The 24,938-nt window shown below is 45.3% G+C and carries 20 protein-coding genes and 1 pseudogene; 14 read left to right on the top strand and 7 right to left on the bottom strand.

Features of this window, described 5'->3' with window-relative positions:
- Positions 1-13: 13 nt before the first annotated feature.
- Both QE357_RS06275 and QE357_RS06270 read right to left on the bottom strand, forming a co-directional pair.
- Positions 14-295, bottom strand: a complete 282-nt coding sequence (locus QE357_RS06275; protein ID WP_309706435.1) for a DUF3226 domain-containing protein — start codon at positions 293-295, stop codon at positions 14-16.
- Between the two features lie 19 nt (positions 296-314).
- The gene (locus QE357_RS06270; RefSeq protein ID WP_309706434.1) at positions 315-1,241 is read right to left on the bottom strand and encodes an NAD(P)-dependent oxidoreductase; all 927 of its coding nucleotides are present in this window, start codon (positions 1,239-1,241) and stop codon (positions 315-317) included.
- Between the two features lie 544 nt (positions 1,242-1,785).
- Between QE357_RS06270 and pdxA the strand changes: the two genes are divergently transcribed.
- From pdxA to rhaT, 6 genes are all read left to right on the top strand, one after another.
- Positions 1,786-3,573 (top strand): 4-hydroxythreonine-4-phosphate dehydrogenase PdxA, encoded by a 1,788-nt coding sequence (pdxA, locus tag QE357_RS06265; RefSeq protein WP_309706433.1) that lies wholly within the window; start codon positions 1,786-1,788, stop codon positions 3,571-3,573.
- 27 nt (positions 3,574-3,600) lie between these two features.
- Positions 3,601-4,479, top strand: coding sequence for a YicC/YloC family endoribonuclease (locus QE357_RS06260; protein WP_309706432.1), 879 nt, complete (start codon positions 3,601-3,603; stop codon positions 4,477-4,479).
- A gap of 78 nt (positions 4,480-4,557) precedes the next feature.
- Positions 4,558-5,181: a DNA-3-methyladenine glycosylase gene (locus tag QE357_RS06255; RefSeq protein WP_106636331.1), complete on the top strand. Its 624-nt coding sequence runs from the start codon at positions 4,558-4,560 to the stop codon at positions 5,179-5,181.
- A gap of 20 nt (positions 5,182-5,201) precedes the next feature.
- On the top strand, positions 5,202-5,558 hold the full coding sequence (locus tag QE357_RS06250) for a hypothetical protein (RefSeq protein WP_309706431.1): 357 nt from the start codon (positions 5,202-5,204) through the stop codon (positions 5,556-5,558).
- A gap of 130 nt (positions 5,559-5,688) precedes the next feature.
- The gene (locus QE357_RS06245; RefSeq protein WP_309706430.1) at positions 5,689-6,150 is read left to right on the top strand and encodes a hypothetical protein; all 462 of its coding nucleotides are present in this window, start codon (positions 5,689-5,691) and stop codon (positions 6,148-6,150) included.
- A gap of 392 nt (positions 6,151-6,542) precedes the next feature.
- On the top strand, positions 6,543-7,601 hold the full coding sequence (gene rhaT / locus QE357_RS06240) for an L-rhamnose/proton symporter RhaT (RefSeq protein ID WP_307142403.1): 1,059 nt from the start codon (positions 6,543-6,545) through the stop codon (positions 7,599-7,601).
- A 67-nt stretch (positions 7,602-7,668) separates the two neighbouring features.
- On the opposite strand, the gene QE357_RS06235 is transcribed toward rhaT, so the two are convergent.
- Positions 7,669-8,901 carry a cation:proton antiporter gene (locus QE357_RS06235; RefSeq protein WP_106636328.1) on the bottom strand — a complete coding sequence of 411 codons (1,233 nt, stop codon included), beginning with the start codon at positions 8,899-8,901 and terminating at the stop codon, positions 7,669-7,671.
- Positions 8,902-9,079: 178 nt separating this feature from the next.
- Between QE357_RS06235 and QE357_RS06230 the strand changes: the two genes are divergently transcribed.
- The 7 genes and pseudogenes from QE357_RS06230 (at position 9,080) to QE357_RS06200 (ending at position 19,185) form a co-directional block, all read left to right on the top strand.
- Entirely contained in the window at positions 9,080-10,840 is a 1,761-nt protein-coding gene (locus QE357_RS06230) for an ABC transporter ATP-binding protein (protein ID WP_106636327.1), read from the top strand.
- Between the two features lie 567 nt (positions 10,841-11,407).
- Positions 11,408-12,040: a viroplasmin family protein gene (locus tag QE357_RS06225; RefSeq protein WP_106636326.1), complete on the top strand. Its 633-nt coding sequence runs from the start codon at positions 11,408-11,410 to the stop codon at positions 12,038-12,040.
- A gap of 29 nt (positions 12,041-12,069) precedes the next feature.
- Positions 12,070-12,792 carry a methyltransferase gene (locus tag QE357_RS06220; protein WP_309706429.1) on the top strand — a complete coding sequence of 241 codons (723 nt, stop codon included), beginning with the start codon at positions 12,070-12,072 and terminating at the stop codon, positions 12,790-12,792.
- Between the two features lie 104 nt (positions 12,793-12,896).
- Positions 12,897-13,878, top strand: a pseudogene (locus QE357_RS06215) (glycosyltransferase family 2 protein).
- 89 nt (positions 13,879-13,967) lie between these two features.
- Positions 13,968-14,597: an inorganic pyrophosphatase gene (locus QE357_RS06210; RefSeq protein ID WP_106636323.1), complete on the top strand. Its 630-nt coding sequence runs from the start codon at positions 13,968-13,970 to the stop codon at positions 14,595-14,597.
- A gap of 140 nt (positions 14,598-14,737) precedes the next feature.
- The gene (gene sppA / locus QE357_RS06205; protein ID WP_309706428.1) at positions 14,738-16,513 is read left to right on the top strand and encodes a signal peptide peptidase SppA; all 1,776 of its coding nucleotides are present in this window, start codon (positions 14,738-14,740) and stop codon (positions 16,511-16,513) included.
- Between the two features lie 230 nt (positions 16,514-16,743).
- On the top strand, positions 16,744-19,185 hold the full coding sequence (locus QE357_RS06200) for a TonB-dependent receptor (RefSeq protein ID WP_309706427.1): 2,442 nt from the start codon (positions 16,744-16,746) through the stop codon (positions 19,183-19,185).
- Between the two features lie 55 nt (positions 19,186-19,240).
- On the opposite strand, the gene QE357_RS06195 is transcribed toward QE357_RS06200, so the two are convergent.
- The 3 genes from QE357_RS06195 to QE357_RS06185 all read right to left on the bottom strand — a co-directional run bounded on the left by QE357_RS06195 (position 19,241) and on the right by QE357_RS06185 (position 23,327).
- Positions 19,241-20,593: a sorbosone dehydrogenase family protein gene (locus QE357_RS06195; RefSeq protein ID WP_106636321.1), complete on the bottom strand. Its 1,353-nt coding sequence runs from the start codon at positions 20,591-20,593 to the stop codon at positions 19,241-19,243.
- A gap of 454 nt (positions 20,594-21,047) precedes the next feature.
- The gene (locus tag QE357_RS06190; protein ID WP_309706426.1) at positions 21,048-22,019 is read right to left on the bottom strand and encodes a GNAT family N-acetyltransferase; all 972 of its coding nucleotides are present in this window, start codon (positions 22,017-22,019) and stop codon (positions 21,048-21,050) included.
- 66 nt (positions 22,020-22,085) lie between these two features.
- Positions 22,086-23,327 carry a NupC/NupG family nucleoside CNT transporter gene (locus QE357_RS06185; RefSeq protein WP_106636319.1) on the bottom strand — a complete coding sequence of 414 codons (1,242 nt, stop codon included), beginning with the start codon at positions 23,325-23,327 and terminating at the stop codon, positions 22,086-22,088.
- A gap of 207 nt (positions 23,328-23,534) precedes the next feature.
- Here QE357_RS06185 and QE357_RS06180 point away from each other — a divergent pair, with 207 nt between their 5' ends.
- A complete protein-coding gene (locus tag QE357_RS06180) occupies positions 23,535-24,365 on the top strand; it encodes a hypothetical protein (protein ID WP_309706425.1) in 831 nt (276 codons plus the stop codon).
- On the opposite strand, the gene QE357_RS06175 is transcribed toward QE357_RS06180, so the two are convergent.
- Entirely contained in the window at positions 24,346-24,873 is a 528-nt protein-coding gene (locus tag QE357_RS06175) for a hypothetical protein (RefSeq protein ID WP_157830283.1), read from the bottom strand. The genes QE357_RS06180 and QE357_RS06175 overlap by 20 nt on opposite strands.
- Positions 24,874-24,938 lie beyond the last annotated feature (65 nt).

Here is a 24,938-nt window from a genome sequence, read left to right as displayed (position 1 = left end):
GAGTTGTTTGTTACTAGTTGTTTGTTGTTGGGTTAAAAAGGGCGTTTAGCCAGGTTACAAAACGAATGGCTAATTCGTGGTTGTGATTCAGATACGATTTAGTAATACCCAAACCCATCGGCGTTCCGGGATCTTCTTGCCAGGCTAACCAGGTATGTATTAAAGCCTTTGCTTTGTGAATATCTTTATAGATAGCTTTTCGGGGAGCAGTTTCTATTTTAATCAATACTTGCTCTACCTCCATCAATAATTCATCCTGCTCTGGAATTAATACTTTAGCGAAATCTTCCAGCATCCCAGAATTCTGTAAGTTATCAGGAATCAGCAATTTGCCGTACCAGCACTTCGTTGATTCTCACGTAACTTTCATGTGTCCATCCGGCTACGTGGGGGGTAAAAATGACGTTGGGTAACTGGACTAAGGTATCAAAAACTTCATCCGGTCCGGCAGGTAACTGGTGCAGTTTTTCATTTTCCAGCACGTCCAGACACGCTCCTAATACCGCCTCTGATTGTAAACCTTTCAAAACCGCCGCCAGTTTCACAATTTCGCCCCGCGAGCAGTTGATCAGGTAAAATGGCTTTTTGAATTGAGCAATGAATTCTTCCTTCACCAGATAATTCGTCTCTTCCGTCAGCGGGATGTGCAGACTCAATACGTCGGCTTCTTCAAAAATCTGCTCCATCGTAGCCTGCTCGGCGTAGGCATCGGAATAGTTGTCGCGGTATTTGTCATACGCCAGCACCTTCACATTAAAGCTACTCAGGCGTTTGGCAAAGGCCGAACCGTTATGTCCATAGCCAATCAATCCCACCGTTTTACCGCCCAGCTCGGTCCCACGATTGGCTTCACGTAACCAGATTTTCTGACGTACTTCCCGGTCAGCCGTGTGAATGTGGTTCATCAGAGCCAGTAACATGCCCATGGCATGCTCGCCAACAGCATCCATATTACCCGCATTGGCAGCAAAGAGACGAACCTGATGCCGGTCACACGCTTCTTTGTCAATCAAATCCAGCCCAGCTCCGGCTCTGCCAATGAATTCCAGTCTGGAAGCAGCCTGCAAAAAGGCTTCGTCCACCCGCGTTTTATTACGGATCATCAGTCCTTCGTAGGAGCCAATCTGCTCCAGAATCTCTTCGCGTTTGGCTTTAGGTTGATAGCTATAGTCAAACCCCGCCGTTTCGAGCATTTCAAACAGACTGGGGTGCATTTCATCACAAATGAAAATTTTCTTCATGGTAAAGGGGGCTCAGTCGTTGAGCTGAGCTTTCATAACATTCAAAAAGTAACGGTGCCTGCTTAGGATAACCTCAATAGCAATCTCCAAAGTTCGCTCGATTTTATAAAAAAACCAGCAATCGGGGTTGGGTTTGAATGGTTTGATCTAGTTTGAAGGTTTGAGTATTGTTTGAGGTGGTTTGATCTAGTTTTGAGTAAAGTTTGAAAGTTTGATCATTGTTTGAGTGATTTGATTAGCTTTTGAACGTCAGATAAGTGAGCGTTGTGTCCTCTAGCTATTGATTGGATACTCAGTGAAACCTGGTCCTCAGTAGCTTTCAAACCTTTTCAATCAGTTATCAGACGCTCAGTCAAACTTCCTCAAACTTTCAAACTACCTCAAACGTTTAAACCTTTTCAAACTACATCAATCTCCCTTTATTCGGCTTAGAATTTCCGAAAAATCCGCGAACTGGTCTAATTCTTAGGTGGATGGTGTAACTTCGCTTTACGAACTGCTTATTTACGTCAGAAAATGGAATAATCTGACCGGATGAAATGATATGAGCGAGCAAGCACAAAAGCCGATAATCGGCATCAGTATGGGTGATTATAACGGCATTGGCCCCGAGGTAATTCTCAAGGCCTTGCATGGCAATCACCTCAATAAACACTTCACGCCCGTGATTTACGGATCGATGCGGGTTCTGAATCGTTACAAGCACTTGTACGATATGAAAGACTGGCAACTGAACCCGGCTCCTACAGCCGATCAGTTGAATCATAAAATGGTAAACGTGATTACCTGCTTTGATGACAGTCAGACCAATGTCGAACCGGGGAAGGTGCAGCCGGAGGCCGGACAGGCAGCCTTTCAAAGTTTGTCCAAAGCGGTAGAAGACCTCAAAGCTGGTCTGATTTCGGCTCTGGTCACGGCTCCGATCAACAAGTATAATATCCAGTCCGAGGAGTTTAAGTTCCCCGGCCATACGGAGTATCTGGCGGAAGCTTTTCAGTCCTCTGAATACCTGATGTTCATGGTTTCAGAACGTCTGAAAATTGGTGTAGTTACGGGTCACGTTCCATTGGGACGGGTTCGTTCCAACATTAGTCAGGAGGCCGTTTCCAAGAAACTCAATCAGATTATCAAGTCTTTACATAAAGATTTTGGAATCAACAAACCTCGTATTGCCGTCCTGGGCCTGAACCCACACGCAGGAGAAGACGGACTGCTGGGGAATGAAGAAAAAGAAGTCATTATTCCGGTTATTGAACAATACCGCAAAAATAACCATCTGGTGTACGGACCTTTCCCCGCCGATGGCTTCTTTGGAGCGAGTAACTGGAAGAAATTCGATGCCATTCTGGCCATGTATCACGATCAGGGGCTTATGCCTTTCAAGATGCTGGCCTTTGAAGATGGCGTTAACTTTACTTCGGGTTTATCCATCGTTCGCACCAGCCCCGATCACGGCACGGCTTATGACATTGCCGGAAAAAATCTGGCGGATCACAGCTCGATGTTACATGCCATTTATACGGCCCTTGACATCGTACGTAACCGGAAACAGTGGGATGAAATTGAAGCAGATAAGGCCGAACGGGCTAATGCGACCCCTCCCCTAATCGAAATCCCGACCCAAGAAGAACGCGATCCCAAATTGGACGATGAGATCCCTCGCGAGCGTCCGCAAAGTCGGGAAGATCGTCCGCAGCGGGAGGAGCGGAAACGAGATAATCGCCCTGCCCGCGAAGAGCGTCAAAAACGGGAAGATCGTCAGCCTCGCGAAGAACAGGTAATCGTTGCTTCAGAAGAAGTGATTATCGAAGTAACTCAGCCTACGACTGATGAGGTAATCGAAACTACCTTACCTACCCTAGCAGAAACGCCCGTTACGGAACCACCTTCGCAGGCTCAACAGCCGCGTCGGGAGGAACGTCAGAATGATCGCCCCCGCCGGGAAGATCGTCAGAACCGTAACAATCGTTTCCAGCGTAATACGAATCAGGAACGGCAAAACGATCGTCAGAATCGTTCGGAGCAACCCACGCCACCAGCGGCTACGAATTCGGAAGATTCTCAACAACCCCGCGAGCGTCCCCGTCGGGAAGATCGTCAGAACCAGAACCGTGCAAATCGCTTCCAGCGTAATACGAATAACCAGGAAAAACGGGAAGAACCGCAAAACCGTCAGGAACGCCGGGAAACTCCTCGTCAACCCAAACCGGGTTACCAGCGAAATCAGGAAACACCCGAAGAAACCCAGCGAAAACTGCTGGAAATCTCGCAGTCGTTACTATTTGCAAAAACGCCCTCTAAACCTAAAACAGACGAGAACCCTGAAGCATAAGCCGTTCCCGTTATTATCCGTTTTGTTATGTTAAAATCCATGACCGGCTTTGGTCGGGGCGTGCTTGAAGCAGATGGCTTACAGGTTACTGCCGAAATTAAAACTCTAAATTCCAAAGGTTTAGATATTTTTTGTCGATTACCCCGTAGCTTATCCAGTCGGGAAATTGAATTACGTAACCTGTTATCTACGGAACTGGAACGCGGTAAAATTGAACTTTCCGTACAGGTCGTCAAGACGGCTCAGGCAGAAGCTTCGGTTTCGGTGAACCGCCCTCTGGTCAAGACTTACTTTCAGGATTTGCGAGAAAGTTTTTACCACGTAACGGAGTCGTTCGATGATCTGGAAATGTTCAAAATTGCCATGGCCTGGCCCAATGCGTTAAATACGGAAACCGTGACGGAATCCTCTGATGACGAGTGGCAGACGGTTTTACAGGCCGTTCGCATTGCTCTGACTGAATGCCAGGAATTCAGAAACCGGGAAGGTCAGGTATTAACAACCATTTTTGGAGATTGCATCAACGGCATTGAAAATGGTTTGAAGCAGGTAGCTGAGCAGGATAGCCTGCGAATTCCGGCTGTTCGGGAGCGGTTACTTAAGAGTATTACCGACCTGCTCGGCGAAGATGGTTTCGATAAAAATCGCTTTGAGCAGGAATTGGTGTATTACGTTGAAAAATACGACATCGCCGAAGAAAAAGTTCGCCTTCAGACCCACCTCAATTACTTCCGGGAAGTACTGAAAGAAGGTAACGGCAAAAAGCTTGGCTTCATGGCTCAGGAGATTGGCCGAGAGATTAATACCATCGGTTCAAAGGCCAACGACGCTACGATTCAGCATTTAGTAGTGGGGATGAAAGATGATCTCGAAAAGATAAAAGAACAGACGGCAAACGTATTATAAGCCGATTTACCGAAACGCGGGGTACGGAATTTTATTCCTTACTCCGCGTTTTCTTTTAGCCTTTTTAAAGTACTTCTTATGCCGCTGTCAACCGAATTTTATGAACAACCCTCGCTGGATTTAGCCCGAAATTTATTAGGATGTGTACTGGTCCATGAAAGTCCAGAGGGCCGTACGGCGGGTATTATTGTTGAAACAGAAGCTTATCTTACGGGTGATCCAGCCTGCCACGCCTATCGTAACAAAACCACCCGGAATGCTCCTATGTTTGGTCCCGTGGGCATGATTTACGTTTATCAGATTTACGGTCAGTATTATTGCGTAAATATTTCCAGTGGTGGAGAAGGCATAGGCGAAGCGGTATTGATTCGGGCTTTGCAACCTACCGAAGGACTGGAGTTGATGGCTCATCGCCGCATTGCTGCCCAGCAGCGTATTCAGCAATTTTTCGGAAAAACTTACGCCGAACGAACGTTGAAACCCACGCAGTTATGCAAAGGCCCGGCCAGTCTGGTACACGCCATGGGCATACATAAGGAAATGAACTACTGGATGATTCAGGACAGTCCACTTCGTATCGAACCAGCGATTCTTCATGATTTTGAAGTCGTGCAAACGACCCGTATCGGTATTAAGGTTGGCGTAGAGTTACCCTATCGGTTTTACATCAGAAATAATGCTTTCGTTAGTAAAAAAGGATAGCTTGTTTTTATCTTGCTACCATGAATTCCACCTACTCCATTCATGTATATCCATTTCCAGAAACCGTTTCGCAACCACTCTTCGAACGATTTCTTTTTAACGAAACATCCCACCTGAAAACTCAGGCCCAACCCGGCGATCAGGTGCTTACTTTTTTATTAGAAGGAGACGGTTTTACACACGCCCGACTAGTCATCTTTGTAGTTAATGACAAGGGCATGAGCCCCCGACGAGCTACTTTCGGCGGGATTGAAAGTTACCCGGAAATTCCTTCGGAAACGCTTCTGTTTTTTATTCAGGGAGTTCTCGATCATTTAAAAAAACAAGGCCTGACTCGTCTATTGATCAGGTCTTTACCCGATGGATTAAATTCCTGAATTAGCCGCTCTCTTACACCGTACTTACCTTCAGGCGGGTTTTACAGTCATCACGACTGAGCTAAATCAGCATCTTCCCGTTAACGAACCATCTATTGACCACCTTCTACACAATTCTACGCATCGTCGTTTGAAGAAAAGCCTTCGCGAAGGGTTGCATTTTGAAGAATGGCTGAACCCGGACTGGGCCATCGTTCACGCTTTTATTACCGCCGCCCGCGAACGGAAGCAGCGTCCCATGACCATGTCGCTGGAAACTTTGTTTGCATCTGTAACTCAGTTACCAAACGTTTTTCAGGTTTTTACGGCTCGCTTTCAGGGAAAACTTGCTGCCCTGGTGGTCACCGTTCGGATTAATGAAAGAATTCTTTACACCTTATACCCAGCCGACGCTGCTGAATTTCTGGACTTAAGTCCTTTAATTTTGGTCAACGCCGGACTTTATCAGTATTGCCTTACTAATCAATATCAGATTCTGGATTTGGGTATTTCTACTGAAAATGGTGTTCGTAACGAAGGGTTAATCCGATTCAAGAAAAACTTAGGAGCGATTACCTCGGAAAAACATAGTTACCAGTTTTTGTTTGAATAGCTATCTCCTTTTCTAGGCCAGACACGATGAATTGCGTCTCTGCCTTAGGAACTGTATAAAATTCTACGTTTTGCGGTTATTCATCCCTTTTTGCTGCGTCTCTATCTACTCTCTTTAGCCACAAGTATTACTTCGTGCCTTTCTATGCGTTCTTACTACAGTTTGCACAGCATTCTTTTCGGGTGCAGATACACGTATTCGTTTTGCGTGAAGTATAGAAAAAGGTTGAAGGTTCGTCGGAATGCCACTTGTTCATGACAAGTGGCATTTTTCATTACTCGAAAAATTCAACCAAACACACGAAAAACCCTATTTCCCTGACAGTACGGGATGGTGAAAACCCCGGAACTTCCCTAGCTTTGAGCATTAAGTATACCTCTACATCTTAATTTATGCAGGCTCTCTTAGGTGTTATTTTTCACTTCATTGGCGGTTTCGCTTCCGGTAGTTTTTATATTCCTTTCAAACGGGTGAAAGCTTGGGCCTGGGAAAGTTACTGGATTATTGGCGGTTTATTTTCCTGGTTGATCGCTCCTTACGTAGCTGCCTGGCTGACTATCCCAGATTTCATGTCGATTATTAAAAGTACTGATTCGGATACGCTTTTATGGACGTATGTGATGGGGTTGCTATGGGGAATTGGCGGACTTACTTTTGGGTTATCTGTTCGTTACCTGGGTTTATCCTTGGGGCAGTCCGTAGTATTAGGCTTCTGTTCCGTTTTCGGGGCTTTGATTCCTCCCATTTACCGTGACCTGTTCACTTCCACTACCGAGGGCACTATCACTCAAATGATGAACGCTACGGGTGGCCAGGTGGTATTATTGGGCGTGGTAGTTTGCGTAATCGGTATTGTGATTTGTGGCAAAGCAGGGGTGATGAAGGAAAGTGAACTTTCTGAGGAAGAAAAGAAAGCCAGTATTCAGGAATTCAACCTCTGGACAGGCCTCGTCGTTGCTACCTTCTCTGGTATCCTGAGTGCCTGTTTTAACTTCGGGATTGAAGCCGGAAAACCCATGGCCGTCAAAGCCGTTGCGGCGGGTTGTAATCCTTTATTTCAAAATAACGTCATTTTCGTTGTCGTACTCTGGGGCGGTCTGACGACTAACCTCATCTGGTCTGTTTTGCTGAATATTCGCAACAAAACGTACGGTAACTATACTGATTCAAAAACGCCTTTACTAAACAACTATATCTTCTCAGCTCTGGCTGGTATCACCTGGTTTTTACAGTTCTTCTTCTATGGAATGGGGGAAAGTAAACTGGGCAACGGAGCCAGTTCCTGGATCTTGCATACGGCCAGTATCATCATTATCTCTAATCTTTGGGGACTATACCTAAAAGAATGGAAAGGCGTTCGTCCGGCTACGTTCCGCACCATTCTGACGGGCATTGGCGTCATTATTCTTTCCGTCATGATTGTAGGTTATGGTAATTACCTGAGCGAATAGTCCTGTCCAAAACAAAAAGCCCCCGGTTATTTGAAGTAACCGGGGGCTTTTTATGAAACGGTAAGGATCATGATTCCCCTACTGCGGGCAAATCGCTGGTATCTGATAATTCGGGCGGTGCAATGATTTTGCCCGTTTGCCGGCCATACCAGATAAGTCCGCCAGACATGATAACGTTTGTGGCTATGATCGTAAATAATAATACGCCGCTGAAATCCGGTAACACCATTGTTGCCGGGATACCGAAGAATATTAATACCGTAATCAAACCCCGGGGTGCAATGAATACTTCTGGTAACAGAGGAATATTCAGTATCCACTTCAGATACATGGCCCGCATGGCGTATAAACACACTACCATAATACCGCCAATCAGCCAGACTTTGGGGTTGGTCAGCGAAGCCAGATCAATAGAGAAGCCAAAGAGAACGAAAAAATAAGTTCGAATCAGAAAGGCACTTTCCGCCGTAATGGATTTAAAAATGGGTAACTCTTCCTCCAGTTTTTCCTGAGCCAGGTATTTCTGCAGGAACGAGGGAATCACCAGATTTATATTGTTCATCATCAGACCAAAAGCCAAAATCAGTAACAATGGCGAAAGGTGAAAGAGCTTGGCCAGTGAATAAACCAGGATTAAGAGAGCAATAATCAAAAAGAATTTAACGTGCTGGGTAATGCGACTCGTGAGGTACACCAGAACAATGCATCCCAGCGTACACATGACCAGAATTAAAACGACCTCACCCAAAAAGTGTCCTAAAGACCCCCAGGTGAAATCGTCGTTAACCAAGACAAAATTGAACAGCATGATCCCCAGAATATCCGAGAAAGAACTTTCATAGGTAATAAACTCCTTTTTATGCGGATCTGCCAAATGAGCTACACTGGGAATGGCAATGGCACTGCTGATTACGGCCAGTGGCACGGCATTGAGTAAGCCCCGATGAAAATCCCCGTAGGCTATAGCCAGCGGAGTGGCCATGGTAAAAGCGGTGGCCAGCAAAATGCCCAAAGCCGCCGCCAGCGACTGCCAGATTAACTTACTTTTTTTCCGGTCGAGTTCTAGCTCCATGGCTCCTTCAAGCACAATCAGAATCAGTCCAACTGTTCCCAACACGGGTAAAATATCATTGATTCGGCCTAGCGTAAACCCTTTGCTATCGGCAAACAAACGCATGCCTATCCCCAGGCCAATCAGCAATAATACCGACGGAATATTAGTTTTCTTTGTAATAAAATTGAACAGATAAGAAATCAATATCAGACTACTACTGATGATCAAAACCCAATTGGAATTCATTCGCTGAAACTTTTATGAGGACAATGTGATTGTAGCTATATCCCTGGTTGCATACATAAAAAATCATACAGAGCGGTCGGTCTCTTCCGCCCGCTTCACGGCCCTAGTTATTGATCTAACAAAGTACTTTTGCCGGTATCGCCAGTATTAATTTGAGTAAAAATAATCTTTTCTCAACGTGACGGAAGAAAAAGTTAGTGGTAAGATCGTAGACTGGGACATCATCAAACGATTGTTTCAGTTCATCAAGCCTTACCAAAGGAGATTTATCAGCCTGGTGGCTCTGATATTATTAGGAGCAATTCTGGCTCCTTTAACCCCACTATTGATTCGTTATACCATTGATCATCACATCACTACAGACGATCACGCGGGCTTAACTACCATGATGGCCCTCATGATTGCTGTATTGGTGGTTCAGGGTATTACTCAGTTTGCCAACAGTTATTTATCCGGCTGGTTAGGCCAGACCATTATTCGAGACATTCGGGTACAACTTTATGAAAAAATCCTTTACCTGCGTTTAAAGTTTTTTGACGATACCCCCATTGGTCGGCTCGTCACCCGCACCATTTCTGATATTGAAACCCTGGCCGACGTTTTCTCGGAAGGCCTGGCCAATATCGCCGGTGATATTCTTCAGTTGATCCTGATTATCAGCGTTATGTTCTACACCGACTGGCGGCTTTCGTTGATCAGTTTGAGTACCGTTCCTCTGATGCTGGTATCCACTTATATTTTCAAAGAAAAAGTCAAGAAGTCCTTCAATATTGTTCGGACAGCCGTTTCTAATCTAAACTCGTTTGTTCAGGAGCACATTACGGGCATGAGTATCGTGCAGATTTTCAGTGCTGAGCCCATTGAACACCAGAAGTTTGAAGCTCTCAACAAAGAGCATAAAGATGCCAACATTAAGTCCATTCTTTATTACTCGGTGTATTACCCGGTTGCAGAAGTCATCTCGGCCATGGCGACGGGTTTAATTGTCTGGTACGGAGCGAAAGAGGTTATTGGCCTGACAACAAGTTACGGTACGATTACGGCCTTCATCATGTTCATTAACCTGTTCTTTCGCCCCATTCGCATGCTGGCCGATCGCTTCAATACTCTTCAAATGGGCGTAGTCAGTACCGACCGTATTTTGAAACTGCTGGATTCGGATGAGTATACCCAGAACGAAGGCACTTATACACCCGAAGAACTGCACGGTAGAGTAGAATTCCGAAACGTATGGTTTGCTTATAATGAACCGGAATTCGTTCTGAAAGACATTAGTTTTACCGTTGAAGCGGGTAAAACCATCGCTTTAGTCGGAGCTACGGGAGCGGGTAAGTCTTCAACGATTAACCTATTAAGCCGTTTTTATGAAATTCAGAAGGGGCAGATTCTCATTGATAATGTCGATCTGAAAAATTATGAACTAGGCTGGCTCAGAAGCCGGATTGGCGTGGTCTTGCAGGACGTTTTCCTGTTTTCGGATACCATTGAACGTAACATTACGCTCGGCGATCCGAGCATTACCCGGGAACAGGTGATTGAGGCTGCCAAGCTGGTCGGAGCTGATGAATTTATTCAGAAGTTACCCGGTACCTACAGCTATAACGTTATGGAACGCGGAGCCACGCTTTCGGTGGGTCAGCGTCAACTCATTTCGTTCGTTCGGGCACTGGTTCGTAACCCCCGCATCCTGATTCTGGACGAAGCCACCGCTTCTGTCGATACCGAAACCGAAGAACTGATTCAGAATGCCATCACGAAATTGATGAAAGGCCGAACGGCTATCGTTATTGCCCACCGACTGAGCACGATTCAAAACGCTGATCAGATTCTGGTGTTGGAAAAAGGTAAGATCGTCGAGGCAGGTAATCACGAAGAGTTACTAGAAAAAGAGGGGCATTATGCGAACTTGCACCGGATGCAGTATAAGGAATTAGTGTAGGGTTTTGATTTAGGGGTTTATATTAGGGCTGGTGAATACACCAGCCCTAGTTTTTTGTAAACGTTTCTGTCGCCATGGTTGGTGTCACCACCAACCATTACTCCTTCTCATAACAAGCCTTACCTAACTACAAAAATGGCTGGTGAAGACACCAGCCATGGCTTTGAAAATAACCCCAGCGGGGTTAAATACGAATAGCCCCGGATGCTAATCCGGGGTAACTGTAGATAGGACAAAACGTTAGTTTTTTCGCCATGGTTGGTGTCACCACCAACCATCACTCCTTCTCATAACAATCCTTACCTAACTACAAAAATGGCTGGTGAAGACACCAGCCATGGCTTTGAAAACAACCCCAGCGGGGTTAAATACGAATAGCCCCGGATGCTAATCTGGGGTAACTGTAAATAGGACAAAACGTTAGTTTTTACACAAGTAGATTATTACTACCCCTGTCTTTCTGCATGGTCACTCGGATGTATCCAGAACAGAGCTACCAATAAATCAACCCTGCCGGGGTTAGCGTTTTACAATGAAAACTCCAAACTCTATCGTATTTTTGCGTTCGTGAGTAAGAAAACCAAATATTACGTAGTCTGGCAGGGACGGCATCCGGGGATTTTTGATAACTGGGAAGACGCTAAAGCTCAGATTGAGGGCTTTAATGGAGCTCAGTATAAATCCTTTGAAGACAAACAACAGGCCGTTATGGCCTTTCGGGAAAATCCCCGGAAGTACATCGGTACGGCTAAAAAAGTCGAGTCAACTCCCAAGAATTCGGCCCTGGTCGGAAAGCCCATTACCCCTTCCCTAGCCGTCGATGCAGCCTGGAATACGGCTACTGGCGTTATGGAATATCAGGGCGTTGAATACCCTTCCGGCACGCTGATTTTTAGAATGGGACCTTTTGCCGACGGCACGAATAATGTCGGCGAATTTCTGGCGATTGTCCACGGATTGGCTTACCTCAAAAAAGTAAACAGTCAGCTGCCGATATACTCCGACTCCAGAACGGCCATTAGCTGGGTTCGTAACAAAGTCGCCAATACCAAACTTCCCGAAACGGAAGCCAACAAAATCCTGTTTGAATTAATTGATCGGGCTGAAACCTGGTTGAAAAATAATACGTATTCAACCAGAGTACTCAAATGGGAAACCGAATACTGGGGTGAAAATCCCGCCGATTTCGGACGTAAATAATTCCCCTTTTCATTGTACGCACTTACGTCATGGCCCGTAACTCTTTCTTTACATTCAAGCAATTTACCATTCATCAGGACCAGACTTCGATGAAAGTCTGCACGGATGCCTGCGTGCTGGGAGCCTGGACAAAAGTTACGAACACCCATTCCATTCTGGATATTGGCACCGGCACCGGCCTTTTACCGCTCATGCTGGCTCAACGCATTCATGAAGCAGAATATCGGATTGATGCCGTAGAAATTGATGCAAACTCAGCCGAACAGGCTCGACAAAATATTGCTCTGAGTCCCTTTCCCTCGCAGATTACTGTCATTGAATCGGCAATTCAGACACTAGAAGTAGACCGGAAGTATGAATTAATCATTTCAAATCCTCCTTTTTTTCAAAATTCCTTACGCTCACCGAAAGAAGGACGTAATCGAGCCGCTCACGACGAACGTTTAAGTTTTGCGGAATTAGCTCAGGCGGTTCATCGGCATTTATTACCCTCAGGAAGATTTACGGTTTTATTACCCGTTTTCGAAACTGAATTGTTAAGTAAAGAATTAGCCCCTTTGAATTTTTATCTACAGGAACAGCTAGTTTTGAAAAATTCCCCGGCTAAAGCTCCCTTCCGACTGGTCTCAACCTTTAGCAAAAGTCAAAATCGGAAGGAAATTCCAACAGAAACGCTTTGTATCCGCAATGAAGCGGACGAGTACACGCCGGAATTCGTAAATTTGCTAAAAGATTATTACCTGATTTTCTAAATAAACCCTCAGAGTAGATCAAATTTGTACCTGTTCACGTTACTCTACATCTGAATTTTCGCTGAGTTTATTTAGAAAACTTTCATTCACAGGATATTACGAGAATGCCACCATACCTTTATCAGTTATCCATTGTCATCCCCCTGTACAATGAAGAGGAGTCACTTCCTGAACTTTGTGCCTGGATTGAGCGGGTAATGAATGAACATCAGTTTACGTATGAAATCATTCTGGTGGATGACGGTAGTAACGATCACTCCCTGGCGGGTGATTCGCCAGCTTTCCCTCCAGAATCCGCACATTCGGGGCATGCGTTTTAGCCGCAATTATGGGAAATCAGCCGCTTTATATACGGGTTTTCAGGCCGCTTTAGGTCAGGTAATCATCACAATGGATGCTGACCTACAGGACAGCCCCGAGGAAATTCCTGAACTGTATCGCCTCATTACTGTCGAAGAATACGATCTTATCTCGGGCTGGAAGCAGAAGCGTTACGATCCACTTTCCAAGACGCTTCCAACTAAATTATTCAATGCCGTTTCCCGCTGGGTTTCAGGTGTTCAGTTGCATGACTTCAATTGTGGACTGAAAGCCTATGACGCTCCTGTGGCGAAATCCGTACGTTTGTACGGCGAAATGCACCGCAATATTCCCATTCTGGCCAAATGGAATGGCTTTTCTAAAATTGGAGAAAAGGTAGTACAGCACCGGGCTCGGAAATATGGCAAAACCAAATTCGGGTTAGAGCGTTTTATATACGGATTGCTGGATATGCTCACGATTGTGTTCGTCAATCGTTTTGGGAAGCGACCCATGCATTTATTTGGTACTTTTGGAGTAATTTCGTTTTTACTTGGATTTGTCGCTACGACTTGGCTGGGTATTGATAAGATTTACAGCGTTGCTGCAGGGCATAAATTTCGCAACCTGACTGACGATCCGAAGTTTTTCCTGGCCTTAACAGCTATTATTGTAGGCTCACAATTATTTCTGGCCGGCTTTCTCGGTGAGTTAATGGCTTCCAATGCTGAACGAACTACCGAATACAAGATTCGGGAAAAAGTAGGAATGGAAGAAAAAGTATAAGTGTTCTAGTGCTGAGTTATTTATAAAACATATTTGATTATTTTTAGCGACTATTGTCTGTCAAACCGCATTAAATCGGTTATTATCCTATGAGTTTTTCGACCCAAATTGCACACCCCTGGCACGGGGTTCCCATCGGGGAAAATGCCCCTGAAGTTGTTACCGCCTTCATTGAGATTGTACCCACGGATACGGTTAAATATGAAATTGACAAAGAAACGGGCTTTTTGAAAATTGACCGTCCTCAGCTTTTCTCTAACTATATGCCTTGTTTGTATGGCTTCCTGCCCCAAACCTACTGCGGCGATGCCATCGCTCAGTACGCTACAGAGCAGTCAGGTCGTAACATTCCTGAAGGTGATGGAGATCCGCTGGACATTTGTGTATGGGCAGAAAAAACCATCCCTCACGGTAATATCATCCTTCAGGCCATTCCCATCGGCGGTATTCGTCTGATCGACAAAGGCGAAGCGGACGATAAAATCATCGCCGTTCTGAAAAATGACGCCGTTTATGGTAGCTGGACTGACCTGAACGATTGCCCTAAAAGCGTATTAAACCGTCTGGTTCACTACTTCCTGACGTACAAAAATATTCCGGGCGAAGCCAAAGCTGTAATCGAAATTGATACGGTATATGGTCGTGATGTGGCTCACGAAGTAATTCGCAAGAGCCGTCAGGATTACCAAACCCTGACTTCGAAAACGGCCCTTATTTAAGGATAACCGTTCTCACGTCCTTTCATCCGCGGGAAATCCCGCTCAGACTTATTTCAAGCCCGTTGCAAGACGGGCTTGTTATTTTTATAGAATAACAATAGCTCATTACTACTTTTCCAAAACATTCTATAACACACCTTATGCTACAATTTCTGAAATATGTACTTGCTACCATTGTGGGCCTGTTACTCTTTTCGGTCGTTGCGTTTTTCTTAATTATTGGCATTGCCTCGGTTGTTGGCTCGGCTAGCGAAAGCGTAACGCTGGATGATAATTCTGTTTTAAAACTAGACCTGAACAAAAGCTTTACCGAACACGATAACGTATCGAATCCCTTATCTGATTTTAGTGGCCCTTTCATCAGCAACAAAAGTCAGGTGGGCGTAGTCCAATTAAAGCAAGCCTTAGCCTACGCTAAAACGGATTCAAAAATCAAGGGTATTTACCTGAAGGCCAACTCCCCCAGCACAGGATGGGCCGTTCTTGAAGAAGTTCGTAATGCCTTAATTGACTTCAAGAAATCCGGAAAATTTGTTTACTCCTACGGCGAAACATACACCGAGCAGGGTTATTACCTTTCTTCCGTAGCCGACAAAATTTACCTGAATCCATCCGGGGGAATTGATTTTAACGGATTGAATGCCGAATACGAATTCTACAAAGGCACCTTCGATAAGCTTGATATTAAACCTGTAGTCTTCCGTGTGGGTAACTACAAAAGTGCCGTGGAGCCTTTCCTTCGTGAAAACATGAGTGAAGAAAACCGCGAGCAGACCAAGTCTTTCCTGAACTCCATTTACAATCAGGTTTTGGATGAAGTGTCCAAAAGTCGTGGCGTGTCCGTGGCAGAATTGAAAACCATTGCCGATTCTCTGAAAGCTTACGAACCAACGGACGCTTTGAAGAACAAGATCGTCACTAACGTAGGTTACTACGATGAGTTTGATACCGCCATTCGTAAAGCCTTGAAAATTAACGAAGACCAGAAGGTTAATTACGTTAATCTGGACAAATACCAGAAAACGATTTCTGCGGATAAAGACGCTCCGAATACAGATAATAAAATTGCCGTTATCGTTGCCGAAGGTAGCATCGTAGACGGGAGCGACGACAGCGACGGACAAATTGCTTCCGAGAAAACAGCCGCTGAAATCCGTAAGGCTCGTAAGGATAAAAACGTGAAAGCCATTGTTTTACGAATCAATTCCCCCGGTGGTTCTGGTCTGGCGTCAGAAGTAATGTGGCGGGAGATTCAACTGGCTCGTGAGAAAAAACCAGTCATTGCGTCGATGTCTAATTATGCAGCTTCCGGTGGTTATTACCTGGCCATGGGTTGTAACAAAATCGTAGCTCAGCCCACGACGATTACGGGTTCCATCGGCGTATTCTCGCTATTTTTCCGCGTGGACGAATTCACGAAGAATAAGTTAGGAATCACTTTCGACCGCGTTAATACAAACGCTCACTCGGATTACCCTACGCTGACTCGCGAAATGGACGATTTCGAGAAAGCTCATTTCCAGCGTTCAACGGATCGCTTTTACGAGGTATTCACCAACAAAGCAGCTCAAGGCCGTAAAATGCCCGTTGAAAAACTCAGAGCTCTTGCGGGTGGCCGCGTGTGGTCTGGTTTGGAAGGCAAACAAAACGGATTGGTTGATGAATTAGGAGGTCTGGACAAAGCTATCTCACTAGCAGCTTCGGAGGCAAAACTGAAATCGGGTGAATACCGGGTTCGTTACCCTGCTAAAAAAGAATTCTTCGAAACCTTATTTGATACCGTAGATGCCGAGCAGGAAGCCCGCCTTATGAATTCAACTTTTGGTGATCTGGTTCCTTACGTTCAGAAACTGAAAAAATTACAGACCATGAATGGTTTACAGGCTCGTTTGCCTTACGAAATCAATATTCATTAAGACTAAAAATTTTCACCAATCAAAAGGGTCGTGCATTCCTCATGCACGACCCTTTTTTATTAAGTAATCCTATTCAATTATTAAAAACAGATTAAAAACCAGCAGTTAATAAGCCAACTTATCTTTAGTAGAAATGAGCTGATATACCTTTGTTTTTAATTAATCTAAATTAATTAAACTCTATGGTCAAAAAAATATATCTCCCATTTGTCTACTTCAGCTTATTATTAGTGCTTCTAACTCAAGCTGCCTTTTCGCAGCAAAAGCAAATGGACTTGGCTCCCGGAACGATTCACGGAGTCATTAAAACCGTCGCTGGCGAAGGTTTGGAAGGCGTTCACGTCATGGTTTCTGCTTCTAAAACAGGAACGACTACCGACGGAAATGGTCATTTTCAGTTATCGCTGGAACCCGGCAAATCCTATACGCTACATCTTTCCATCGTAGGGTATGAATCTGCTGTTCATCACATTAAAACCTCAACTTCAGGCGGCGTAGCATATACGTTCACACTGAATTCTGGCAGTACTGCTTTGCAACAGGTAGAAATCATTGGTCGGAAAGAGACGACGTACAAAACTTCGACCACCTTCATTGGTAGTAAATCCGCTACCAACCTCAAGGATCTGCCTCAATCGGTTTCCTACGCCAGTAAAGAACTCATCGCTGATCAGGGGGCGATACGAGTGGGTGAAGTGGTCAAGAACTTCAGCGGCGTTACTCAATTTACCTTTTATGACGACTTAACCATTCGTGGTTTTCGAATCAATGGACAGTCTAATACTCAGTTAATCAACGGTCTACGCACCAGCACGGGATTTTGGAAACAACCCCTGGTCAATTACCTGGAACGTGTAGAGGTACTGAAAGGCCCTTCTTCTGCTCTATTTGGAAACGCCAGCCCCGGCGGTACGGTCAACCGGGTCACTAAAAAGCCATTGGATGAAAATCGTAAATCACTGAGTATATCCTTAGGAAGTTTTAATAATTTCCGGGCTTTAGCCGACTTTACCGGCCCCGCCAGCAAGGATAGCACCTTGTTGTATCGTCTGAACTTGGGATATGAGAATGCCCAATCTTTCCGTGATTTACAGTTTGACAAAAACCTGATCATTGCCCCATCCTTCTCTTTCCTGCCCAATGATAAGACCCGTATCAATTTTGATCTGGTGTATAATGATTCAAGAAGTCGTCTGGATCGCGGGCAGTCGGTGTTTGGTAACAGTGATCTATATTCTACGCCAACGTCCCTCTCACTGAATACCGGTAACGACTATCTGAATGAACAGACTTATAACGTCTCACTATCGCTCAGTCGGAAGCTGACTAACTGGCTTAGTTTCAACGCGGCCTACATGAAAACTGGCTATTCGGAAGACTTGTACGAACACCGTTCAGCCAATGGATATGGCGTAGATGCGACAGGGGCTGCGATACCTGACAAAGTAGCCATGCAGGTATTCATGCGGAAACGAAACCGATTCATTGACAACTTTTCTGGATACTTCAATGTGGAAGGCTCAACGGGCCCTTTGGAACACCGTCTGATCCTTGGGTATGATTACGGTAGTGAAAAACTGCCCGTAGGGGGTTCGCAATTGCAAGCCGTTGGTTACCGCAATGCTGCGAATAACGGATTTATTGCTAGCTACAATCCGGCTAATAAGTCTCGCTATTTACTTGATGGCAGCGGTAATCCGGTGCCGAATGTTCCCCACTTTGATCTGAGCAATATTCTGAATTCACAACGCATTCAGGATGATAGCAAGCTGTTCTACACCCAACGTTCATTTGATCCCACGTACTATTACCTCAATGCCGCATACCTTCAGGAACAACTTAAAATAGGCCGTTTCCAGGCTCTACTGGGGGTTCGTTATGAAAACTATACGGACTTTGATAAGTATAAAACTTCCAGCCAGAAGAAGACCAACCAGTCGGTATGGTTACCTCGTTTTGGTTTAGTGTTTACCGCGAATGCAAACGTTAACCTGTATGCTACTTACGTTCAGGGATATAATCCACAGACTGCTTCATCCATTGCCAATCCGAACGCTGGCGGACCGTTTAAACCCATGGAAAGTAATATGATCGAAGCCGGAGCAAAATCCAGTTGGCTTGAAGATCGTCTGACGGCTTCTTTCGCGGTTTATCAGATCAGACAAACGAATACGCTTTACAACGCTAATGACGCTCAGAACCCTGATTTATTACGCCAAGTGGGAGCAGAAGTGTCTCGCGGAATTGAATTTGACGTAATCGGACGAATTCTGCCGAACTGGAGTGTCATTGCTTCGTATGCCTATAACAAAGCCCAAATTACAGAGACATTAATCGAAGCCGAACGTAATATTCAGAAGCCAAATGCTCCCCGCAATCTGGCTAACTTCTGGACGCGTTATTCCATCGCAAACGGTGACTTCAAAGGCTTGGGGTTTGGTTTAGGAGCCAATTTTGTAGACAAGCGTAATCTTTCCATTAACCTCACGCAGACGATTCCTTCGTATCTGTTGTTCAACGCAGCCGTATATTACAATGTGGGTAGGGTTCAGCTTCAGTACAACCTGAATAACATTACCAATAAGACGTATTGGGTAGGTGGTTACGACTACATTCGCCTCTTCCCCGGTGCTCCGTCCAATTCGCTGTTAACGATTAACTATACGTTCTGATTTCATAAAACTAAAAGGACGATTGGCAAAAGCTAATCGTCCTTTTATGTGAACATTACTTGGCCGCAACCCGCCAGACTTTACCACCCCCATCGTCAGTTACCAGCATAGAACCGTCTTTCAAGTAGAACGTTCCTACCGGACGACCGTACACTTCTCCTGATTCAGGATTAGCAATAAATCCGGTTAGGAAATCCTGGGGTTTTCCAGCAGGCTTTCCATTCTTAAAGGGTACAAATACCACCTTATAACCCACCAGTTCCGAGCGATTCCAGGAACCATGTTGCCCTACATAGGCTCCCTGACGGAAGGCCGCCGGGAATTTATCTCCTTTGTAGAACGCCAGGCCCAGCGAGGCCGTGTGCGAACCCAAATCTACGTCGGGTACAACCGTTTTCTTCACAGCTTCGGGATTTTCACCTTTGCGGCGGGGATCTTCGTGCGGGCCCCAATAAGCAAAAGGCCAACCGTAGAAAGCACCTTCTTTTACCTGAGTCAAATAATCAGGCACGAGTTCGTCGCCCAGTTCATCCCGCTCATTTACTGCCGACCAGAGTTTTTTCGTGTTAGGCTCCCAATCCATGCCAACGGGGTTACGAATGCCGCTCACGTATATTTTTTCGCCGGAACCATCGGGATTAATTTCCAGGATACTAGCCCGACGCACTTCGTTTTCCATGCCGTGTTCAGCTACGTTACTTCCTGAACCTACAGAAACATAAATTTTCGAGCCGTCACTATTGGCTAGCAGGTTACGCGTCCAGTGGTTGTTATAACCACCCGCGGGTAAATCCAGGATTTTTTGCCCTTTAGCTGTAATCTTGGTATCTCCTTCTTTGTAAGGAAACTTCAGAATGCCGTCGGTATTAGCTACGTAGAAATCATTTTTGATTAACAACATCCCAAAAGGCTGATTGAGGTCTTTCAGGAAAATTTCACGCACATCGGGTTTACCGTCTTTATTAGTATCGCGGAGGAGGGTAATGCGGTTGGCACTAAGTCCGTCATCCGAACGGGATTTAATCTTGCCGGAAACCTGCTCCTGTACGCGTTTGGCACCTTTGGTTTCGGTATTAGATTCTACAATCAGTACATCTCCGTTAGGTAACTGATAGGCCCAGCGTGGGCTTTTGAGGTTACCAGCGTATTCAGTTACCACAAAGCCTTCGGGAGCTTTGGGCATCTGCCCATCAGACCAGCCAATGATATTACTGTATTTATTTTTAGGCTTGGATGGCTCCGGTAAATTTACTTTTTGAGGCACCTCTTCCGTTGCCACCGTCTGGGTAGAATCGGCTTCGGCTTTTTCGTTCGAAGATTTCTGAGCACACTGCACACAGGTAATAATGAAGAAACCCGTGACTATTATCGTTAAGGCTGAAAAGCTGGAATGAAATCGGTTTATCATGGGATGTTTTGATTAATTCAAAACATCCCCGAAAAATAAATGTGCCAGTATGGAAGTGAGGGGGTTGATAGGGTTGGATGTGTTTGAGTTAGTTTGAAAGTTTGATTGTCGTTTGAGCCTTTGAAAACGTTTGAGCCAATTAGAGAGTCTTACCCTACTAGATCATACTTGCTCAAACTAATTCAAACCTGATCAAACCTAACTCAACCCTGACTACTAGAGCGAGTTTCCATCTAGTTCCTACCCCAACGTGCAGGCAGAACCTGCCGTTCCCACTCCAAGTCTGTCATCCAGAGCAAAGGAACGTATATACTTTTGTAAGCTTACCTGGCTTTGGAAAAGCTTTACTCCCCTAATCTACAGAAGCTCTCTCTACCTTCGAAAGAACAGTGAGGGTAGTTTATTGATGACTAGATCACACTTTTTCAAACCGATTCAAACCTGATCTAACTCCTCAAACCAAAGCCTTCCGCATGGTATAATGCTGAATTTCGTTGAAAAGCAGGTAACTCGTTTTTGTGATTTCGTAACCGATGGATTGGTAGAAAGGCACGGCATTTTCGCGGGCTTCCAGAATGATCTCGGTTAACCCCTGCCCTAAAGCCAATGCCTCCAGGTAACTCATTAGCTTTTTTCCAACCCCTTTACCCTGGGCAGCCGTTGACACCGCTACACAGCGTACCTGCCCTACACCGGGTTCGTTGGTTTGTAAGCGGGCTACACCTAGTATTTTTCCGCCTTCATCAAAAGCAGCGGCGTGAATGACCTGATCTTCATCGGCTAACCTTTCACTGCCCGGCGGCTGATTCCAGGGATCGCGAAGGACGTCAAATCGCAGTTGGTAATAAGCTTTCCACTCTTCGGGAGTCTGAGGAGAACGAACTATAATCATAGCTACTGAAAATGTAAATAATTGAGCAATTTCTGAGGAAGGTACGGCCTGAGTCAACGTAAATCCAGCCTTTTCAAACACTTGCTTTAGTTCTGATGCGGTAAACAAGGGCTTACCACAGCCTTCATGCCGTTCGCCCGAAAACTGAGCGATTTGTTCCTCGACAAAAACAGAACCATTTTCCTTCATAACCCGTCTGATTTCCTGAAGCATCGCTGCCTGTTCGGAGAACTCATGAAAGGCATTACTCAGGATGAGTTTATCTAAACTTTGGTCGGATAATGGAATTTTCTGCGGGGTGTTGATTATAACCTGAAAGCGACTCGTATTGAGTTTCGAGTAATGCTTTTCCCAATAACCAACCGCCGCCTGCACTTCTTCTTCATTAAGAATTTCAGGATTAATATCCATCAAAACGAAGTTCAGGTTCCCTAGCAGTACTCCCAAGCCAATTTCCCAGATTCCCCCGCCGCAACCTAAGCTACCTATTTTTTCGTTCGGCTGGAAGTTAAATGTCTCGAGAAACTGATGCATAGAAAGGATATTAAACAGCGAAGGCCGGTCAAAACCAGCCTTCTACGTATCATAATCAATCAGGGATTATAGAAGTAATCCGGCGATGGTTGCACTCATGTAACTAGCCAGCGTTCCGCAAATCAGAGCTTTAAAGCCCAATTTAGCTAAATCCGAACGACGGGTGGGAGCTAACTCTCCAATTCCCCCTACCTGAATAGCAATGGAACTGAAGTTTGCAAATCCACACAAAGCGAAACTGGTAATTGCAATCGTTTTGGGGTCCAGCTCGCCTTTCATTTTAATCAGATCCAGGTAAGCCACGAATTCGTTCACTACCATTTTAGTACCCATCAACGCACCCGCTTGTTCAATATCCTGACTCGGCACCCCCATACACCAGGCAAAAACGGAGAAGATTTTTCCTAAAAACCAGTTCAGGCTCAAGTCACCCATGCCAAAGATATAGTAACCAATTCTCCAGAAAATCGAATCGACCAGAGCAATCAGAGCAATGAAACCGATCAGCATCGCCACCACGTTGAAAGCCACTTTCAGACCCTCGCCCGCACCCGCCGCAATGGCATCCAGCAAGTTGGCGTGGTGCTTTTTCACTTCCAGCTTTACTACACCTTTGGTAGCGGATTCTTCCGTTTCAGGAAATACGATTTTTGAGATCACCAAAGCTCCGGGAGCCGCCATTAAGCTAGCGGCCAGTAAGTACGAAGCTTCTACGCCCAACTTGATATACGTTGCCATAACGCCCCCGGCAATACAGGCAAAACTACCCGTCATGGAAGCCATTAACTCCGACTTGGTCATGTCTTTCAGGTAAGGCTTCACCATGATCTGAGCCTCAACCTGACCTACGAAAGCACTGGAAACGTTCGAAAGAGCCTCGGCTCCACTCACGCCCATTAGCCAGTACATTCCCCGGGCTAATACCGAAATAATCCGCTGCATCAGTCCAAGGTGATAAAGCATGTTTACCAGTACTGCCACAAAAATGATGGTGGGGACAATCTGAAAAAAGAAAATGAAATTATTGGACGCACCAAAAACGCTCGTCAATAAGGGAGAATTGACTAAAGGGCCAAACACGAAAGTGGCTCCTTCGCTGGCTTTATCCAGTAATTTTTTAACCAGTTCACCTACGAATCCAAAAACTTGCTGACCCAAAGATGTCTTCAAAATGAAAACGGCCAGACCAATTTGTAGAGCCAGACCCACGCCTACAGTTCGGTAATTAATGGCTTTACGGTTATTGGAAAGGGCAAAGGCAAGGCCTAAAATTACGGCAATGCCAATCAAGCCGGTGAATCGATCCATGTGGTAAGGGGAAAAATATAATGCTTAAGTGTGATGAAACCCTGCGAAAATAACCGATTCTGGCTCTGATACCAAACGAATTAGTGAGTTAACCGCTTCTTTAATTTTCCTTACGTTTCAGAATTTTCCAAGGGCACAGGCAACTTTTCTGCCCTTCTCTACGAGTAAGGAGTCGGTACTATTTCAAACTTCAAGACTCCTTTTTGTATGCTATTCAGAAAAATTATGCTCTCTGTGCTGTTCCTGGCTGGAATGGGGGGAATGTCAGCTTGTAAAAAATCATCGGAAGAAACGCCTCGTATGGACGTTTCCATCCAGCAAACCGGTCTGGGAGACGTGCTGGTGGATAAGCAGGGAAAAACGCTTTATCTCTTTGCCAAAGATGTAGCCGGGCCTTCTACCTGTACCGGCGGCTGTCTGACCGCCTGGCCCGCTTTCTACCAGGAAAACCCTACGCTGGGAAATGGATTAGCCGCTGCTGATTTCGCCACTATTACCCGCTCGGATGGGGCTAAACAAACGACGTATAAAGGCTGGCCCTTGTATTACTTCCAGGGCGATGCAGCCAGCGGAGATACCAAGGGCGATAAAGTAGAATCGGTTTGGTTTGTGGCCAAGCCTCATTTCAGCCTCATGATTGGGGCCGGGCAATTACTGGGTAATGACGGGAAGAATTATACTAGTGCCTACGCCGAAGGAACAGGCCAGACCATCTATCTGGTTGATAGCGTAGGACACACCTTATATGCCTTTGCCCCCGATAAAAACGGAAAAAACACATACACTAAATCAGACTTTAGTAATAACGCCACCTGGCCACTGGCTGAGTTTTCGGCTAAAAATGTTCCTTCTTTGGTAAGTGCAGATGATTTTAAAACGATTACTGTCTTTGGTCGTACGCAATTAACTTACAAGGGCTGGCCCCTTTATTACTTCGGACCAGACAATAGCCAACGCGGGAGCACAAAAGGCTTGAGCGTTCCCCGGCCCGGCGTTTGGCCCATTGTTAATCAGAACTCTAGCGTAGCTCCGAACTAGTGCGTTTTTTTCGCAGAAAGAAGAATAAAATCCAGGAAAGGACGAGCAGGGCAATGGTTATCTGCAAAGGTAAATTGTGCTGCTCGTCCAGTTCTTTAACCCGTTTCCGGTAATTTTCCAGATCACGCCGCAGCAATTTATTTTCTTCCATTAAGGCTCCGCTTTCGCCTAAATAAGAGTTCGCCTTCTGAGCTACATCGGAATTCCGGCGACGTAACTCGGCGACCTCCCCCTGCTTCATTCGATTCAATTCTGCCAGAATTTCGTTGTCTTTCGCCAGAATATTCTCCAGTGTTTCAATGATGTTGCGTAAATCTTTCTTCGACTGTCCGCCGAAAAAAGCATTACGTTCCTGTTGATCCTGAGCCCATTTTTTATACAAAGTTCCGCGTTGTCCTACCAATACATTAAGCACCGAATCAGGATGAGCAACGTAGCTGTATCGCATATTTTGCGAGTAGCTGGTGAGAGAGAATAGCAGAAGGCCGAGAGCAAATATTAATCGCATAGGTCGTTTAATTTTGGATTACCTATACTTACTAAAAAGCGATTAGGATTGTTTAAGCCCTTCTG

Source organism: Siphonobacter sp. SORGH_AS_0500 (genome assembly GCF_031453245.1).
Taxonomy (GTDB): Bacteria; Bacteroidota; Bacteroidia; order Cytophagales; family Spirosomataceae; genus Siphonobacter.
This window is presented reverse-complemented; position numbering and strand designations above follow the sequence as displayed.